This window comes from Bradyrhizobium sp. 62, assembly GCF_023073035.1.
Taxonomy (GTDB): domain Bacteria; phylum Pseudomonadota; class Alphaproteobacteria; order Rhizobiales; family Xanthobacteraceae; genus Bradyrhizobium.
The window spans coordinates 1-15,594 of the sequence record NZ_JADPIT010000032.1; the positions used below are offsets into that span (position 1 = coordinate 1).

Sequence of the window (15,594 nt, forward strand, 5' to 3'; positions counted from 1 at the left end):
TGTCCGGCGACAGCAACCGCCTCAAGCTCGAGGTCGGCAAGTTCCTCGACACCGTGCGCGCCGCCTGACGGGCGCATATCATGGGAGAACTGCAACCGCCGCGCGTAGAAGCGCGGCGTTTGCGCGCGTGCATATTGCGGAGCCGCGACGAAGACCGCGCAGGGTTAACCTTCCGGAAAACCGATGCAGTCATGATGCCCGCAATATTCCGGGCGCTGAGTCGCCCTCCCGTATTGCGTATCGAAGTATTGGAGCACACTCATGAGCGGCCTTTCCATCCGTCTCACCCACAAGGTCATGGCGATCGGACTTTTCGGTCTCGTCGGCCTCGTCGCTTTTGGCTCGATCTACCAGATCGGCAGCCTCTCCCAGGATGCCTCCCGTGCCGTCGCCAACCGCGCTCGCGCGATCGCTGACCTCGACAAGCAGCTCTCCATCGAGATGCTGGAGGCCCGCCGCAACGAGAAGAACTTTCAGCAGCGCCGCAACGAGAGCTACGCCAAGGCCCATGCCGAATTGATCGGGCCGATCAATCGCGATTTCGACGAGGTGGAGCGGCTAATGTCGGCCGGCGGCTTGGGCGCGCTGTCCGACCGGATGAAGCAGGCCCAGGACGGCTTCAAGCGATACGCGTCGGACTTCGGCGCATTGGTGGCCGCGGAGACCCGGCTCGGCCTAAACGAGACTCTGGGCCTCTCCGGCTCGCTCCGCGCCGCCGTGCACGACATCGAGGCCAAGCTCAAGGAGATCGACGATCCCAGGTCCACCAGCTGGATGCTGATGATGCGCCGGCACGAGAAGGACTTCATGCTGCGGCGCGACCCAAAATACATCGCCGAGATGAAGAAGGCCGCAGTCGAGTTCTCCAAGGCGATAGAGGTCGTCGCAATCCCTACGGCAGTGATGAACGACATCTCAGCCAAGCTGCAGAAATACCAGTCCGAGTTCACGGCGTGGGTGGAGACGGCGCAGCAAACTGCGGCCCTCGACGCCAGCATGATGAAAACGTTCCGTGGGTTAGAACCGGGCATGATCGAGGTGCGCAATACAGTCGAAGACCTCTACAGGAAGGCCGACGTTGCGGAAGCTGCGACCCGCGATGCCGTGCGCATGTGGATGATGGTCGCCTTCGGCGTTACCGTCGTCGTGCTCGCCGCGGTCGGCTTCCTTCTGGGGCGTTCGATCTCGAAGTCGCTTGCCGGCATGGTCGGTGCGATGACGCGGCTTGCGCGCGGCGAGCTTTCGATTTCCGTCCCCGGCGTCGGGCGCAGGGACGAGATCGGCGAGATGGCCGGCGCCGTCGAGGTGTTCAGGACCAGCATGGCGGAGGCCGAGCGGCTGCGCATCGAGCAGATCGAGGCCGAGGCGCGCGGGCACCAGCAGCGCAAGGCCGACATGCACCGGCTCGCGGATAATTTCGAAGGCGCGGTTGGCGAGATCATCGATACTGTTTCGTCGGCTGCAACCGAGCTCGAAGCATCTTCGAACACGCTGACGCAGGCCGCCGAGCGCGGCAACGGGCTTGCCACCGTCGTGGCGGCCGCCTCCGAAGAGGCCTCCGCGAACGTGCAGTCGGTGTCTTCAGCGAGCGAGGAAATGACCTCCTCGATCTCCGAGATCAGCCGCCAGGTGCAGGAATCGGCGCGTGTCGCCGATGTCGCGGTCGAGCAGGCCCAGCGCACCAATGCGCGCGTCGCCGAGCTGACCAAGGCCGCCTCCCGCATCGGCGACGTGGTCGAGCTGATCAATACCATCGCCAGCCAGACCAATCTGCTGGCGCTGAATGCAACGATCGAGGCGGCGCGGGCGGGCGAAGCCGGCAAGGGCTTTGCCGTGGTCGCGACCGAAGTGAAGGCGCTCGCCGAGCAAACTGCGAAGGCGACCGGCGAGATCAGCCAGCACATCGGTGCGATCCAGACCGCGACGCAAGACTCGGTCGGTGCGATCAAGGAGATTGGCGACACCATCGCACGGATGTCGGAGATCTCGTCGACCATCGCCGCCGCTGTCGAGGAGCAGGGCGCCGCTACCCAGGAGATCTCCCGCAACATCCAGCACGCCGCGCACGGCACCTCGGAAGTCTCGGCAAATATCGGCGACGTTCAGCGCGGCGCAGGCGAAACCGGGGCCGCCTCGGCGCAGGTGCATTCGGCTGCGCAATCGCTGTCGCAGGAGAGCAACCGGCTGAAGAGCGAGGTCGCGCGCTTCCTTGAATCGGTACGGGCGGCGTGACAGCCGCTGCCGCGTTGGTCGCATGTTGCGGCGGCGCAAGCGGACCGGCTGCGCGTGGCAGCATGAGGTGGCTGCGAGCTGCAACAGATGGTTGCAAGAGAAATTGCGGCTGTCTGAAGTGTTCCGTAATTTTACGTAGGTCCCTGTTAACGCCTACTTGCGACTATGGGTGCAATCTCACGGGATAAGAACCAGCCAGCATTGTTGAACTGACCTCCGTCTCGCCATCTTCGTGGCGATTTGCGGCGCAGGTGGTTTGCGTGAACATCGGGATTTGTCGTGATGTCGAAATTGTCCATCGTCTTCAAGCTTCTGGCCGTGCTGTCGATCCTCGTCCTTTCGCTCGCCGGTGTCGGCGTGACGGCGATCGGCACCATGCAGAACATCAATTCCCATACGGTCGAGATCGCGGAGAGCTGGCTGCCCAGCGTGCGCGCGCTCGGCTCGCTTCGCGCCGACATCAACGAGCTGCGCGTCGCGCTGCGTCTGCATCTGATGCAGGACAGCGTTGAGGGCAAGGACGCCGCCGAGAAGCGCCTCGCCTCGCTCCGGGCGCGTATCGACCAGACGCGCAAGGTCTACGAGCCGCTGATCACCTTCGCCGAAGAGCGCTCGCTCTATGGGCAATGGAGCACGGCGTGGGCCGAGTATCTGAACGGCGTGCAGGACGTGATGGCGCTGTCGCGCAAGAATGTCGGCCGCTTCCCGGCCGACGCCAACGAGCTACTGCAGACCAAGGTTGCGAAGATGGCCCAGGCCGCCGACCCCCTGCTTCAGAAGGGCATCGAGCTCAACAACCGCGGCGCCGAGCTTGAGACGAAGCAGGCCGCCGATAGCTACGCGATGATCTTCCGCGTGCTGGTCGGCATCATCGTGCTCTCGGTCGTGATCGCGATCGGCGCCGCCTATTATCTCGTGCGCGACGTTTCTCGTGGCATTGCCTCAATCATCCGCCCGATGCAGTCGCTCGGCGAGGGCGACCTTTCGGCCGAGGTGCCGCATCGCGGCGAGAAGACCGAGATCGGATCGATGGCGGATGCACTGCAGATCTTCAAGGAGGCGCTGATCGCCAAGAAGGCCGCCGACGAGGCCGCTGCGCGCGATGCCGAAGCCAAGATCGAACGCGGCCGCCGCGTCGACGCCATCACCCGCAAATTCGAAGCCATGATCGGCGAGGTGGTCGGGACCGTGTCCTCGGCCTCCACCGAGCTCGAGGCCTCCGCCTCGACGCTGACCAACACCGCGCAGCGCGGACAGGAACTCGCGACCGTCGTCGCGGCCGCCTCCGAGGAAGCCTCGACCAACGTCCAGGCGGTGGCATCCGCTTCGGAGGAGCTGTCGTCCTCCATCACCGAGATCAGCCGCCGAGTCCAGGACTCGGCGCGAATGGCCGCTGAGGCCGTCGAGCAGGCGACGCGGACCAACGACCGCGTCAATGCGCTGTCGCAGGCTGCCTCCCGCATCGGCGATGTCGTCGAGCTCATCAACACCATCGCGGGCCAGACCAATCTGCTGGCGCTGAATGCGACCATTGAGGCCGCACGTGCCGGCGAAGCGGGCCGCGGATTCGCGGTCGTCGCGTCCGAGGTCAAGGCATTGGCCGAGCAGACCGCGAAAGCGACCGGTGAGATCGGGGCGCAGGTCGCGGGCATCCAGGCGGCGACGCAGGAATCGGTCAGTGCCATCCAGGAGATCGGCGGCACCATCGAGCGGCTGTCCGAGGTCGCTGCAGCCATCGCTGCCGCAGTCGAGGAGCAGGGCGCGGCCACGCAGGAAATCTCGCGTAACGTGCAGCAGGCCTCGGTCGGCACGCAGGAGGTCTCGTCGAACATTACCAACGTGCAGCGCGGCGCGATCGAGACCGGCGAGGCTTCGACCGAGGTACTGTCGGCGGCGAAATCGCTGGCGACGGACAGCACCCGTCTCAAGGTCGAGGTCGCGCAATTCCTGGAATCGGTTCGCGCGGCCTGATTCTCACATGCTCGTCTGCGGAGCCGGCGGCGGTGCGACCTGCCGCCGGAACAGGATGCGCTGGTAGAGCCAGCCGATCGCGACCAGCACGATGCCGAGGCACATGAAGGACAGCGCGCGGTAGACGCCCGTCAGCGTCGACATGTCGATGACGAACGCCTTCAGGATCGTCAACGCGATCACGACGGCCGATGCCAGCCGCGCCCGCTCGGAATTGACGAGAATGCCGACGCCGAGCAGCACCACGCCGAAGCCGAGCCAGCCGATCGAATAGGTATATTGCTCGGCGCCCGTCGTCGCCCCGGCGGAGAGGATCGGGCCGTGATAGAAACGGCGGATCTCCAGCGTGACATAGGCAAGCCCAAACAGCAGCGCGCCGCCCGCAATCGTGTTGGCGTAGGCCTTGCCGCGTTCGCCAACCACGGCATAGGACAGCAGCAGCATCAACACCGCTGGCAGTGCGTAGCCGAGCAGCAGCAAGTTGAACACGGCGCCGCCAACGTCAGTGCGCCACAGCAGCGGGTTCTCCAGGATCAGGAGGCCGAACACACCGACGAGCCCGCCGATCACCGTGAGCACGACCGCGCCGACATTGTGCACGATGCTGCGGCTGCGCTGCCGCAGACGCTCCAGCCCGATCGCCATGGCTAGCGCGACGCAGGCCTGCAGCGCGCATTCGAGCAGCGACGGTGCCGACGTCACGTCGCCGCCGGTCGCAAAATGGCGGATCTCCATGAAGGCAAGCAGCGCGGTGAACAGGATCGCGGCGCTCTCGACCATGCGCAGCGGGGCGTCGTCGGCGCGTCGGCGCAGGAACAGGCTCGCCGCCCAGAACGATGCCGCCGGCAGTCCGTAGCCCCACAACAGCCAGTTGAAGATCGGCGTGGTTCCGACGGCGTCGCCGACGATGCGGGGGTCATAGCCGATCCGTGCGGTGACGAGGCCTGCGAAGATCGCGGCCAGCCAGCGCAGGAACGGGATCGGCCGCTGCATCGAGATCCAGGCGGTGCCGAGCGACATCAGCGCGAGTGCTATCGTGAGCCAGCCCTTCTCCAGCGCAAATGTCAGCGCCAGCGCCAGCGCACCGAGCGTGCCGGTCGCGAACAAGGCCGTGGAGATCATGGCGCCCGGCCGGGTCTCGCGGCGCGCCAGCGCCTCGGTGGCAGCGCCGAAGGCGGCGGCGAGCAGCACCGCGAGGATGGCGAACGGAATCGAGCGGTCGAGATGCGCGATGCGTGCGTAGAGCGCGACCAGGATCGCGATCGGCGTCGCGACAGCCGCGACCGACCACACCACTGGAATGATCGCCGAGTTCGAACGGCCCTGCGCGAGAAAGCCCGCGATGCCGAAGCCGGCGGCGAAGATCGCCGCCATCACCAGATGCAGCGTCACCGCGCTATCGGTCGCCGTCGGTGCTATGCCGGCGATGGGGCCGCCCGGCAGCACCAGCATGTCGGGATTGGCGCGCACCGCCCATTCGGCGAACACGACGAAGACGGTCGCGGCGGCTGCGCCGAGCGCGCCGGTGGCCGCCGGCGCGCGCCAAGCGACAAGCAGCGTCGCGCCGACCAGTAGCGCGAAGGCGATCAGCGCCAGGTCCACATGCGCGCTCGACAGCACGATCAGCATCGCGCCGAACAGATAGGCACCGAGCGAGCCCGACGAGACCGGTTCGATCTCGCCGTCCTCGATCGTCGGGCCGAACATGAAGCCGCAGACCACGAGAAGAGCGGCAAGAACGAAGCCTGCGATCACATGGAAAGCGTGCGGCGCGACCTGCAAGTCGCTGGTATCGAGCCCCGGGAAGATCCAGAGTACGGCGAAGGCGATGGTGGTGACTGCAAGCCAGCGCCACAACCGGATACGGGCGAGGCCGAAGCTCGCGGCGGTGACGATCGCGAGATAGATGTAGAGCGCCCAATAGTCCGGCTTGCCGCTGGAGACGAGGATCGGCGTCACGAACGCGCCGACCACGCCGAGGCCCGCGAGCGCGGGCCCGTGCAAGAGCGCCGCGGCCAGCGTGCCGAGCGCAACGAGGCCGAGCAGCACGAAGGCGGTCGCGGGGACGAGGAAGCCATAGAGCGCGTAAGCCGCGTAGATGGTCGCAAATGCCACCGCCGTACCGGCAGCGGTGAGGATCGCGGGAATGTTGGCGATCGGCAGCGCGGCGATATTGGAGATGCTCTCCTTGCGGCGTGACCATTCGCCGGCCCCGAGCAGCGCCAGCGCGAATACGCCGCCAAGGAACACGCGCACGCCGGGGCCGACGAGGCCGGCCTCGATCGAATAGCGCACCATGAAGAAGCCGCCGAGCGCGAGCGCAAGGCCGCCGATCCACACCACCCAGCGCGTGCCGAGCCGTTCCTCGAAGCCGGGCGCGGGTGCGGGCAGCGGCGGCGCGTCGGCCTCGGTGTTCGCTGCGAGCGGTGGCGGCGAAACATCCTCGGTGACGAGCGGGGGCGGCACCTCGGCTCTCGGTTCGGCTTGGGGCACAAGTGGCGGCGGCGCTGCGGAAGTCGTCGCGGACGCTTCAGCCCACACATCTGCCGGGATCCGCGGCGGCTGCACGGGCCGTTGCGCGTGGAACATCTCTTCGAGCGAGCTTAGCCGTCGTCGCAGCTCAGCCGCCTGGCTGGAGGCCTTGATCGCGATGATGAAAGCGATGACCGCAATGATCAGCGCGAACACGTCAAACGGGCCGTCAGACATAAAGCCTCCAGGCAATCGGCGGGCAGGGGCCGATCACGCATATCTCGGGTTAGCGCCGGGAGCGTACGCGCAAGCCCGGCGCAGGCCGCTCCTGGAGCACGTCGCGACGAAAGCGGTAGAGCGCCGCCGGACGTCCGCCCGTCTGTGTCGACATCACCCCGGTCGGTTCGACCAGGGCTTCCATTTCGACCAGGCGGCGGAAATTTTGTTTGTGCAGGTGTCGGCCGGAGATCGCCTCCACCGTATACTGCAATTCGGTGAGTGTGAACTCGGCGGGCAAAAGTTCAAAGACCACAGGACGATACTTCAGTTTGGCACGCAGTCGCGCGATCGCTGTCGCAAGAATCCGGCGGTGGTCGAACCGCATGGATGTGCCGAGCGCGGACAGGGCCTTGCGCGCTAATGCCGCAGGGCGGCCGTCGCGCCGTGCTTCCTCGACCAGCCCGGCCTCATACAGGAGCTCGTAGCGGTCGAGCACGCGCTCCTCGTCCCAGGACGCGCCGTCCAGACCGAAATAGAACCGCACCCGATCCTTGCGCGGCAATGCGCGCGTCGTCTCCGGCGTCTCCTCTTCGGCCCACTCGGTCAATGCCGGGATGATGTCGTCCGCGATGATCGCGGGCGGGCCCTCTCGCCGGTCCTCCCAAGGCAGGAAGCGATACCATGGCGCGAAGCTCGCACTCGTGGCTGCCAGTTCGCCGCCGATGGCGCGCGTCAGTGCGAGATAGCCGATCGACACCATGTGCGCGCCGGTGTCGCCGGCCTCGGCATGCCGGCCGCGATCGCCAAACGTGTAGAGCTGTTCGACATAGCCGAGCCGCAGCCCCGTCTGTTCCTCGACCCAGGCCCGCAGGCCGATCTCGAAAGTGCGATGGCTCGGCGCATCGAACGGGCCGAACGGCAGGCCCGCCAGTCCGTCACTGTCGCGCGCGGTGAGGATCAGCGGCTCGTGATCCTCGATCGCGACGATCGCGGCAGTGAGTCCGATCTCGATCGGCGTCAGCAGCTTTTCGCTCATGCGACGGCGATCGCAACTGTCATTCGAGCTCGATCACGAAGGGGCGGCCCTCGACCATCATCGCGCCCGGGCCCATCTCGTCGAGTGCGCGCAGCATGCGGCCGTTGCGGCCCAGCGCACGGTCGGCAAGGCCGACGATGCGGCGGTTCGGCGAGGCGATCGGGGAAGCTGCCCGGATCTTCTTCGCGATCTCGGTCTCGTCGCGATCCGGATTGAGTGCGCACACGGCGGCAAAGGCGCTCGCGGTGGAGCGGCTGATGCCAGCATAACAATGCACCACCAGCGGCGCGTCGCGGTCCCAGCCGCGCACGAAGTTCAGCACTTGCTCGATATGCGTTTCCGATGGCGCGACGAAGCCGTCCATCTCCTCGGTGATGTCGTCCATCGATACCTTGAGATGGTTGGCCGGCAGCACCGACACCGGCCGGGCCACCTGCTCGACATTGGCCATCACGGTCAGCACGTGGCTGGCCTTGGTGAGGCGGACGGTTTCGGGAAGGGCGGCGAGAGAACAGACATGGATCATGGCGGACCTTTTTCCGCGGATTATAGCGAGCGTTGGCGGGGTGGGCAAAGCGAAGCGTACCCACCACTTTCGTCTCATTGCGCAAAATCAGTGGGGGCGGCGCAAGGGCCCTATTGCCCGCCCTGCAGGACCTACGCAAATACGGCGCCAAACCGCTCCAGAAACTGCTTCTCGGCCCGGGCAGCCGTCCAGGGGGTGAGATAGTCGCGCCGGATGCTGTCGGACAGGCCGGGGTCCTTGCCGAACAGGCGCTTGGCCTCGCTTTCACTGAATCCGGCAAGCGCGGTCGCCTCCAGATAGGCCGCGCCGTGATCCGCTGCCTTGATCGCCAGCGTGATCTCGTCCGGCAGCACCGGCGGCAGGCCAAAGCGGATGTGGATGGCGCCGAGCAGGCGTTTCTCGACCGCTTTGTAATGACCGTCGAGCACGGCCTTGAACGGTGAAATCATGTCGCCGATCACATATTCGGGCGCGTCATGCAGCAGCGCGGCAAGCCGCATGCGCTGATCCACGCGGGGGTTCTCGTGCCGCATCACGGTTTCGACCAGCAGCGTATGCTGCGCGACCGAGAATATGTGTGCGCCGATGGTTTGGCCATTCCAGCGGGCGACACGCGCCAGCCCATGCGCGACGTCGGCAATCTCGATGTCGAGCGGGGAGGGATCGAGCAAATCGAGCCGCCGGCCCGACAGCATGCGCTGCCAGGCACGAGACGCCACATCGCGTGACGATTTCCTGGCCGTCATTTGGCCTTGAGGCGCGGCTTGCGCTGCGACTTGCCGCAGCTCGCGTGACAATGGCAGTCGACGAGATGATCGTTGACCATGCCGGTCGCCTCCATGAAGGCATAGACGATGGTCGGGCCAACGAACTTGAAGCCGCGCGAGGACAGCTCCTTGGAGATCTGCATGGAGAGCGGCGTCGAGGCCGGCACGCTCGCGGTGGTCTTGAAATGATTGACCTTGGGCTTTCCGTCCATGAAGTCCCACAGGAATCTCGAGAAGCCGGGGCCCTTCTCCATAATGTCGAGATAGGATTTCGCGCTCGATATCGCGCCGTCGATCTTGGCCTTGTTGCGCACGATGCCGGCATCGTTCATCAGCGCGTGAACTTTCTTCTCGTTGTAGCGTGCGATCTTTTGCGGCTGGAAATCGTCGAAGGCTTTGCGGAAATTGTCGCGCTTGCGCAGGATCGTGATCCAGGACAGGCCGGCCTGGAAACCGTCGAGGATCAGCTTCTCATAGAGCGCGCGGTCGTCGTATTCCGGCACGCCCCATTCGGTATCGTGATAGGCGACGTAGAGCGGATCTTCGCCGGGCCAGGGGCAACGCGTCTTTCCGTCGGGATGCAGGCGGGGAGCACGGCTCATGCGATGGGTTGCTTCGTTGGAATGCGCACGACGTCTGGTTCCGCAAGCCTCACAGCGAGGCCACCGGCAGTCAGCGCCTGGCCGGCATCGAGCGCGTCGGCAACGCGGTCGATGCGCACCAACGCGATGCCCTTTCCTTTCGCCGACGAGCCCATCGTGCCGACGGGCTTGTCGCCCGCGAGAACGCTGACGCCGGGCTCCGGCGAGGAGTCCTCGAGCAGCACCTTGACGCTACGGGTGCGCGCGGTGCCGCGATGCTGCATGCGCGAGACGACCTCCTGGCCGACATAGCAGCCCTTGTCGAAATCGACGCCGGAAAGGCGGTCCATGTTGGTCTCGTGCGGGAACGCATCGCTGTACGTGAAATCGAGCCCGCCGCGCGGCACGCCGAGCGCGATGCGGTGGGCCTCGTAGGCGGCGGCGTCGACCATCTCGGCGCCGATCAGATCGGACAGCTTCTGTTTGAGATCTTCGGGAATCAGGATGCGGGTGCCGAGGTCCTCATTGCGCGGATCGGTGAAGGCGAGGTCGGGCTGGGCTGCAGGCTTGCCGTCCCAGGCCACGAGCACGCCGAGATCCTCGGACAGGTTTTCCACCGTGACCTTGGCGCGCAGCTTGTAGAATTTCAGCTTGGTGGCGAGGCCGTCGGCAAGCGGCTTCGGGCAATCGATCAGGAACCCACCGCCATGCCCGGCAGGCGCTTCCGTGATCAGGAAATCCACGATGATTTTGCCCTGCGGCGTCAGCAGCGCGCCGAATCGGCCCAGGCCCGGTTTCAGCTTGTCGACATCGGTCGTGACGAGGCCATTGAGGAAGTTGCGCGCATCCTCGCCCGCGACCTTGATCACGCCCCGGTCCGGAAGAAACGCTGATTTCATACGAAAATCTCTTGCGACATGTTGCTCCGGAACGTAAGCCCGCAAGACAAAAACGACAAGACCTCAAGCCCTGCGCTTGGGGACGAGAGAGGCCTTCAGCCATGACCCAGCGTTTCGACGTGATCCTCAAGGGCGGCACTGTCGTCAACCAGGACGGCGAGGGAGCCCGCGATATCGGCGTCGTCAACGGCCGCATTGCCGAGATCGGCGCGCTGTCGCAGGCTTCCGCCGCGGAGGTGATCGACTGCAAGGGCCTGCATATCCTGCCCGGCGTGATGGACACGCAGGTGCACTTCCGCGAGCCCGGGCTGGAGCAGAAGGAAGACCTCGAGACCGGCTCGCGCAGCGCCGTGATGGGCGGCGTCACCGCCGTGTTCGAGATGCCGAACACCTCGCCATTGACCGTGACCGAGGCCACCTTCACCGACAAGGTGAAGCGCGCCCATCACCGCATGCATTGCGACTTCGCCTTCTTCATCGGCGGCACCCGCGAGAATGTGCAGGATCTGCCGGTGCTGGAGCGGGCGCCAGGTTGCGCCGGCGTCAAAGTGTTCATCGGCTCCTCGACCGGCGCGCTCTTGGTGGAGGACGACGAGAGCCTGCGCCGCATCTTCCAGGTGATCCGCCGCCGCGCCGCGTTCCACGCCGAGGACGAATACCGTCTTAATGAACGCAAGCCGCTGCGCATCGAGGGCGACACGCGTTCGCACCCGGTGTGGCGCGACGAGACCGCGGCGCTGATGGCGACGCAGCGGCTGGTCAAGCTCGCGCACGAGACCGGCAAGCGCATCCACGTGCTGCACATCTCGACCAAGGAAGAGATCGAATTTTTGCGCGACCACAAGGATGTCGCGTCCTGCGAGGCGACGCCGCATCATCTCACGCTGGTCGCGCCCGAATGCTACGAGCGGCTCGGCACGCTGGCGCAGATGAACCCGCCCGTGCGCGGCGCCGATCACCGCGCCGGGATCTGGCGCGGCATCGAGCAGGGCATCATCGACGTGCTCGGCTCCGACCACGCCCCGCATACGCTTGAAGAGAAACAGAAGACCTATCCGGCCTCGCCCTCCGGCATGACCGGTGTGCAGACGCTGGTGCCGCTCATGCTCGACCACGTCAATGCCGGCCGCCTGTCGCTGGCAAGGTTCGTCGATCTCACCAGCACCGGCCCCGCGCGCCTCTACAATATGGCCTGCAAGGGCCGCATCGCCGCCGGCTACGATGCCGACTTCACTGTCGTCGATCTCAAGCGCAGCGAGACCATCACCAACAAATGGGTCGCGTCCAAGGCCGGCTGGACCCCCTATGACGGCGTCCGCGTCACCGGCTGGCCCGTCGGCACCTTCGTCCGCGGCCGCCGCGTGATGTGGCAGGGCGAGCTCGTGACGGCCTCGCAAGGTGAGCCGGTGCGGTTTCTGGAGACGTTGAAGCAGTAGGGATTGCAGGTAAGCGGCACAAACTTCCCACACATCCGGGTGTCGCCCTGGCGAAAGCCAGGACCCATTATCCCGACTGCATTTTGTTGCGAAGATGGGTGGCTACACGTGTGCGCCACAATTTGATCTTGTGGCAATGGGTTCTGGCTTTCGCCAGGACGACGCGGAGGGAGGAATGAATGACCCAACCAACACCCCTCATCACCACCGAGCAACTCGCAGCCCAGCTCGGCGATCCCAACCTGCGCCTCTACGACTGCACGACCTACAACGAGCCGGTGCCGCCGGGCAGCGACGTGCCCTATCGCGCGGTGCCCGGCGACAAGACGTTCGAGGCGGGCCATGTTCCGGGCGCCGATTTTCTCGACCTGCAGGGCGAGTTCTCTGACGCCTCCGCGCAGCAATTCTTCATGATGGCTGATGTGGCCCAGCTGGAGGCCGCCTTCGGCCGCCACGGCCTCGATGCATCGAAGTCGGTCGTCCTCTACAGCATCGGCACCATGATGTGGTCGACGCGGGTCTGGTGGATGCTGCGCTCGCTCGGCGTCGACGCGCGGGTGCTCGACGGCGGCCTCGACAAATGGAAGGACGAGGGACGGCCGGTCGTAACAGGCGCCCCGAAGGGCTATCCGGCGACGACCTTCAAGGCCACACCGCGCGCTGGCTTCTTCGTCGACAAGAATGCAGTGAAGGCACGGCTCGGCGATTCCGCGACTGTTATCGTCAACGCGCTCGGTCCACAATTTCATCGCGGCCTCGAGCCGAGTCGCTACGGGCGGCCCGGCCGCATTCCCGGCAGCGTCAACGTATCAGCGGCAACGCTCGTCAATGCCGACAAGACTCTGACCTCGCTCGCCGATGCCGAAGCCAAATTCGCCGCGGCAGGCGTCACCCGCGACAAGAATGTGATCTGCTATTGTGGCGGCGGCATCTCGGCGACGATCGACCTGCTGTTGCTGACGCAGCTCGGCTACGACAAGCTGACGCTCTACGACGCCTCGATGGGCGAGTGGGCGAGGGATCCGGCGCTCCCGATCGAGACAGATTAGGACATTCCCTGGTCCTCCCCCAGGGGAGGGACAGAAAGTTGGGAACCTTTCCCTTGGGGCGGCATCCAATGTCCGGGAACGAAGCCAATCGAGCAGGTGACCGCCATGCCACGGACCGCAGCCGGCCTATCCGCCGGCGCAAAAACATCGGAAATACGGACCTTGGAAGCCGAACTGGTCGAGCGGGCGCGGGGCCGTGACGAGGCCGCGTTGCGCGAGATCATGCAGGCCAACAACCGCAGGCTCTATCGTCTGGCGCGCGGAATTCTGCGCAGCGACAGCGAAGCCGAGGATGTCGTTCAGGAAACCTATGTCCGCGCCTTCACCCATCTCGACGGCTTCCGCGGCGAGTCCGGGCTATCGACCTGGCTGTCGCGCATCGCCATCAACGAGGCGCTTGGCCGGGCGCGAAGCGCCAGGCCGCATGTCGAACTCGGCTCGGTGCCCGAAGCGATGCTCGAGGCGCAGATCATCAAATTTCCCGCTTCTCCCGCAGGCGATCCGGAAAGGACCATGGCCCAACGTGAAATCCAGCGCGTCGTCGAGCGCGCCATCGATGAGTTGCCGGATGTCTTCCGGATGGTCTTCGTCGCACGCGTCATGGAAGGCATGAACATCGAGGAGACCGCCGAGCTGCTCGGCGTCAAGCCCGAGACCGTGAAGACGCGGCTGCACCGTGCGCGGACCATGCTGCGCGAGAACGTCGAGAAGGAGATCGGTCCGGTGGTGATGGATGCGTTCCCGTTCGCCGGGTGGCGCTGCGAGCGGCTGACCGTGTCGGTGCTGAAGCGGCTCGGCATCGGCGGCTGAAGTTTTTCGGGAACGTTCGCGCGAGAATTCCATCCAACGCCTGTGAAGCAACGCGCCGGCAAAGCGTCCGGCACCACAGGAGTGTCAAACCATGTTCGTTCGTTGGAGCGCGGCGATCGCCGCTGCAATTTTGTTGTCGAGCCCTGCGCTGCTGCAAGACGCCAGAGCAGCCGACAAGCCGACCGATCCGCAGATCGCCCACATCGCCTACACCGCAGGCGTGATCGACATCAACGCAGCCAAGCAGGCGCAGAAGAAGGCCAAGAACAAGGACGTGAAGGCATTTGCCGAGGACATGCTGCGCGACCATGAGGCCGTCAACAAGCAGGCGCTCGCGCTGGTCAAGAAGCTGAACGTCACGCCTGAAGACAACGACACCAGCAAGGCGCTGTCAAAGCAGGCGAGCGATAAGCTCGCCGAACTCGACAAGCTAAATGGTGCGGCCTTCGACAAGGCCTATGTCGCAAACGAGGTCGCCTACCACAAGACGGTCAACGGCGCGCTGGAAACCCAGCTCATTCCATCCGCCAGCAATGCCGAGCTGAAGAGCCTGCTGCAGACCGGCCTGAAAATCTTCCAGGGGCATCAGCAGCATGCCGAGCATGTCGCGGCGGAGCTGAAATAGGGAGGCGATGATGCCGGGACGATTGTCTGCGATCGTGTCAGCGGTCCTGCTCGTGGCGTTGGCCGTCCCGGCGCACGCTGCGACCATCGAGATCACGATGGAGAATCTCGAAGTGTCGCCGAAAGACGCTTCGGCCAAGGTCGGCGACACCATTGAATGGATCAACAAGGACGTCTTCGCCCACACCGCGACTGCCGGGAACGGCGATTTCGACGTCAACCTGCCTGCGAAAAAATCAGGGACGTTGGTTCTCAAGAAGGCAGGCACGGTCGATTATTACTGCCGCTATCATCCCAACATGAAAGCGACGCTCAAGATCGAGCCGTAACGGCTGGGGAGCGTATTCCTGACGGCAGCGGAAACTGGCCCCGCCCGCGTGGCGGGGGCATTTTCGGCAAGGCTTACTGCCTCGAGGAAGACTTACTGTCTGGAAATGTCGACCGAGAATTCGCCGTTGCGGATGCGGCCGGGAAAGCCTTCGACGAACTTCGCCACCGCGTCCTCGCCATAGGTGCCGACGAGCTCGGCAAGGGCCGCAAACAGGCTCGCCTGCGCCAGGCAGTCGCCGTCGACGCCATCATGGCGCGCTTCGGCCCAGGCCTCATTGAGATAGCTCAGTGCGGCCTGCTTCTGCTCGTGATCGGGCAGCGGCGCGCGTGCGGGGGCGTAAGACACTGGATGGCTCATGAAACTCGATCAGGGCTGGGGCGCGATCCACGGCGATGCGCTGTGCGAGAGGTGTAGCACGCGCGTTAACGCCCGCTAGGCCACATCTTTAGGAACGGTTAACGGGTGTGTACAAACTCGACGACGGGGTTCCCCGCCGCGCGTCCGACAGCCCAATCCTCATGGTGAGGAGCGCATTCTTCGCGCGCGTCTCGAACCATGCAGCCCCGCTAGAGCCGGGCCTCTCATCCTTCGAGACGCCCGCTTTGGCGGGCTCCTCAGGATGAGGAATTTGCGTTGCAGGA

Annotated in this window: 14 protein-coding genes; 7 read left to right on the forward strand and 7 right to left on the reverse strand. The window is 65.2% G+C overall.

The features are described 5' to 3' along the window. The first annotated feature begins 261 nt into the window (after positions 1-261). Together IVB47_RS29350 and IVB47_RS29355 are read left to right on the forward strand one after the other, a co-directional pair. The gene (locus IVB47_RS29350; protein ID WP_247466652.1) at positions 262-2,232 is read left to right on the forward strand and encodes a HAMP domain-containing methyl-accepting chemotaxis protein; all 1,971 of its coding nucleotides are present in this window, start codon (positions 262-264) and stop codon (positions 2,230-2,232) included. A gap of 282 nt (positions 2,233-2,514) precedes the next feature. Further along, positions 2,515-4,203: a methyl-accepting chemotaxis protein gene (locus IVB47_RS29355; protein WP_247399827.1), complete on the forward strand. Its 1,689-nt coding sequence runs from the start codon at positions 2,515-2,517 to the stop codon at positions 4,201-4,203. Between the two features lie 3 nt (positions 4,204-4,206). Here IVB47_RS29355 and IVB47_RS29360 read toward each other — a convergent pair whose 3' ends face one another. From IVB47_RS29360 to IVB47_RS29385, 6 genes are all read right to left on the reverse strand, one after another. Then, the gene (locus tag IVB47_RS29360) at positions 4,207-6,912 is read right to left on the reverse strand and encodes a DUF2339 domain-containing protein (protein ID WP_247466655.1); all 2,706 of its coding nucleotides are present in this window, start codon (positions 6,910-6,912) and stop codon (positions 4,207-4,209) included. A gap of 49 nt (positions 6,913-6,961) precedes the next feature. Then, complete coding sequence (locus IVB47_RS29365; RefSeq protein ID WP_027568632.1) at positions 6,962-7,930, reverse strand: NAD regulator; 969 nt, start codon at positions 7,928-7,930, stop codon at positions 6,962-6,964. A gap of 19 nt (positions 7,931-7,949) precedes the next feature. Then, on the reverse strand, positions 7,950-8,456 hold the full coding sequence (locus IVB47_RS29370) for a protein-tyrosine phosphatase family protein (RefSeq protein ID WP_027568633.1): 507 nt from the start codon (positions 8,454-8,456) through the stop codon (positions 7,950-7,952). A gap of 131 nt (positions 8,457-8,587) precedes the next feature. Then, positions 8,588-9,202: an HD family hydrolase gene (locus IVB47_RS29375; protein ID WP_247466660.1), complete on the reverse strand. Its 615-nt coding sequence runs from the start codon at positions 9,200-9,202 to the stop codon at positions 8,588-8,590. Beyond that, on the reverse strand, positions 9,199-9,825 hold the full coding sequence (locus tag IVB47_RS29380; RefSeq protein ID WP_247466662.1) for a DNA-3-methyladenine glycosylase I: 627 nt from the start codon (positions 9,823-9,825) through the stop codon (positions 9,199-9,201). The genes IVB47_RS29375 and IVB47_RS29380 overlap by 4 nt, the downstream gene beginning before the upstream one ends. Further along, positions 9,822-10,703, reverse strand: coding sequence for a folate-binding protein (locus IVB47_RS29385; RefSeq protein ID WP_247466666.1), 882 nt, complete (start codon positions 10,701-10,703; stop codon positions 9,822-9,824). The genes IVB47_RS29380 and IVB47_RS29385 overlap by 4 nt, the downstream gene beginning before the upstream one ends. A 101-nt stretch (positions 10,704-10,804) precedes the next feature. Between IVB47_RS29385 and IVB47_RS29390 the strand changes: the two genes are divergently transcribed. The 5 genes from IVB47_RS29390 to IVB47_RS29410 all read left to right on the forward strand — a co-directional run bounded on the left by IVB47_RS29390 (position 10,805) and on the right by IVB47_RS29410 (position 14,951). Next, a complete protein-coding gene (locus tag IVB47_RS29390) occupies positions 10,805-12,139 on the forward strand; it encodes a dihydroorotase (protein WP_247356977.1) in 1,335 nt (444 codons plus the stop codon). 179 nt (positions 12,140-12,318) lie between these two features. Beyond that, the gene (locus tag IVB47_RS29395) at positions 12,319-13,188 is read left to right on the forward strand and encodes a sulfurtransferase (RefSeq protein ID WP_247356976.1); all 870 of its coding nucleotides are present in this window, start codon (positions 12,319-12,321) and stop codon (positions 13,186-13,188) included. Between the two features lie 105 nt (positions 13,189-13,293). Further along, positions 13,294-13,998, forward strand: coding sequence for an RNA polymerase sigma factor (locus IVB47_RS29400; protein WP_027568639.1), 705 nt, complete (start codon positions 13,294-13,296; stop codon positions 13,996-13,998). A 91-nt stretch (positions 13,999-14,089) separates the two neighbouring features. After that, positions 14,090-14,623: a DUF4142 domain-containing protein gene (locus tag IVB47_RS29405; protein WP_247291137.1), complete on the forward strand. Its 534-nt coding sequence runs from the start codon at positions 14,090-14,092 to the stop codon at positions 14,621-14,623. Positions 14,624-14,633: 10 nt separating this feature from the next. Continuing rightward, complete coding sequence (locus IVB47_RS29410; protein ID WP_027568641.1) at positions 14,634-14,951, forward strand: cupredoxin domain-containing protein; 318 nt, start codon at positions 14,634-14,636, stop codon at positions 14,949-14,951. A gap of 92 nt (positions 14,952-15,043) precedes the next feature. Here the strand turns inward: IVB47_RS29410 and IVB47_RS29415 are convergent, their stop codons facing one another. After that, positions 15,044-15,310 carry a hypothetical protein gene (locus IVB47_RS29415; RefSeq protein WP_007594892.1) on the reverse strand — a complete coding sequence of 89 codons (267 nt, stop codon included), beginning with the start codon at positions 15,308-15,310 and terminating at the stop codon, positions 15,044-15,046. Positions 15,311-15,594 lie beyond the last annotated feature (284 nt).

What these genes read in the sequence shown, in the direction of transcription:
- IVB47_RS29350 (WP_247466652.1), top strand. Translation starts at nt 262, where the DNA reads ATGAGCGGCCTTTCCATCCGTCTCACCCACAAGGTCATGGCGATCGGA.
- IVB47_RS29355 (WP_247399827.1), top strand. Translation starts at nt 2,515, where the DNA reads ATGTCGAAATTGTCCATCGTCTTCAAGCTTCTGGCCGTGCTGTCGATC.
- IVB47_RS29360 (WP_247466655.1), bottom strand. Translation starts at nt 6,912, where the DNA reads ATGTCTGACGGCCCGTTTGACGTGTTCGCGCTGATCATTGCGGTCATC.
- IVB47_RS29365 (WP_027568632.1), bottom strand. Translation starts at nt 7,930, where the DNA reads ATGAGCGAAAAGCTGCTGACGCCGATCGAGATCGGACTCACTGCCGCG.
- IVB47_RS29370 (WP_027568633.1), bottom strand. Translation starts at nt 8,456, where the DNA reads ATGATCCATGTCTGTTCTCTCGCCGCCCTTCCCGAAACCGTCCGCCTC.
- IVB47_RS29375 (WP_247466660.1), bottom strand. Translation starts at nt 9,202, where the DNA reads ATGACGGCCAGGAAATCGTCACGCGATGTGGCGTCTCGTGCCTGGCAG.
- IVB47_RS29380 (WP_247466662.1), bottom strand. Translation starts at nt 9,825, where the DNA reads ATGAGCCGTGCTCCCCGCCTGCATCCCGACGGAAAGACGCGTTGCCCC.
- IVB47_RS29385 (WP_247466666.1), bottom strand. Translation starts at nt 10,703, where the DNA reads ATGAAATCAGCGTTTCTTCCGGACCGGGGCGTGATCAAGGTCGCGGGC.
- IVB47_RS29390 (WP_247356977.1), top strand. Translation starts at nt 10,805, where the DNA reads ATGACCCAGCGTTTCGACGTGATCCTCAAGGGCGGCACTGTCGTCAAC.
- IVB47_RS29395 (WP_247356976.1), top strand. Translation starts at nt 12,319, where the DNA reads ATGACCCAACCAACACCCCTCATCACCACCGAGCAACTCGCAGCCCAG.
- IVB47_RS29400 (WP_027568639.1), top strand. Translation starts at nt 13,294, where the DNA reads ATGCCACGGACCGCAGCCGGCCTATCCGCCGGCGCAAAAACATCGGAA.
- IVB47_RS29405 (WP_247291137.1), top strand. Translation starts at nt 14,090, where the DNA reads ATGTTCGTTCGTTGGAGCGCGGCGATCGCCGCTGCAATTTTGTTGTCG.
- IVB47_RS29410 (WP_027568641.1), top strand. Translation starts at nt 14,634, where the DNA reads ATGCCGGGACGATTGTCTGCGATCGTGTCAGCGGTCCTGCTCGTGGCG.
- IVB47_RS29415 (WP_007594892.1), bottom strand. Translation starts at nt 15,310, where the DNA reads ATGAGCCATCCAGTGTCTTACGCCCCCGCACGCGCGCCGCTGCCCGAT.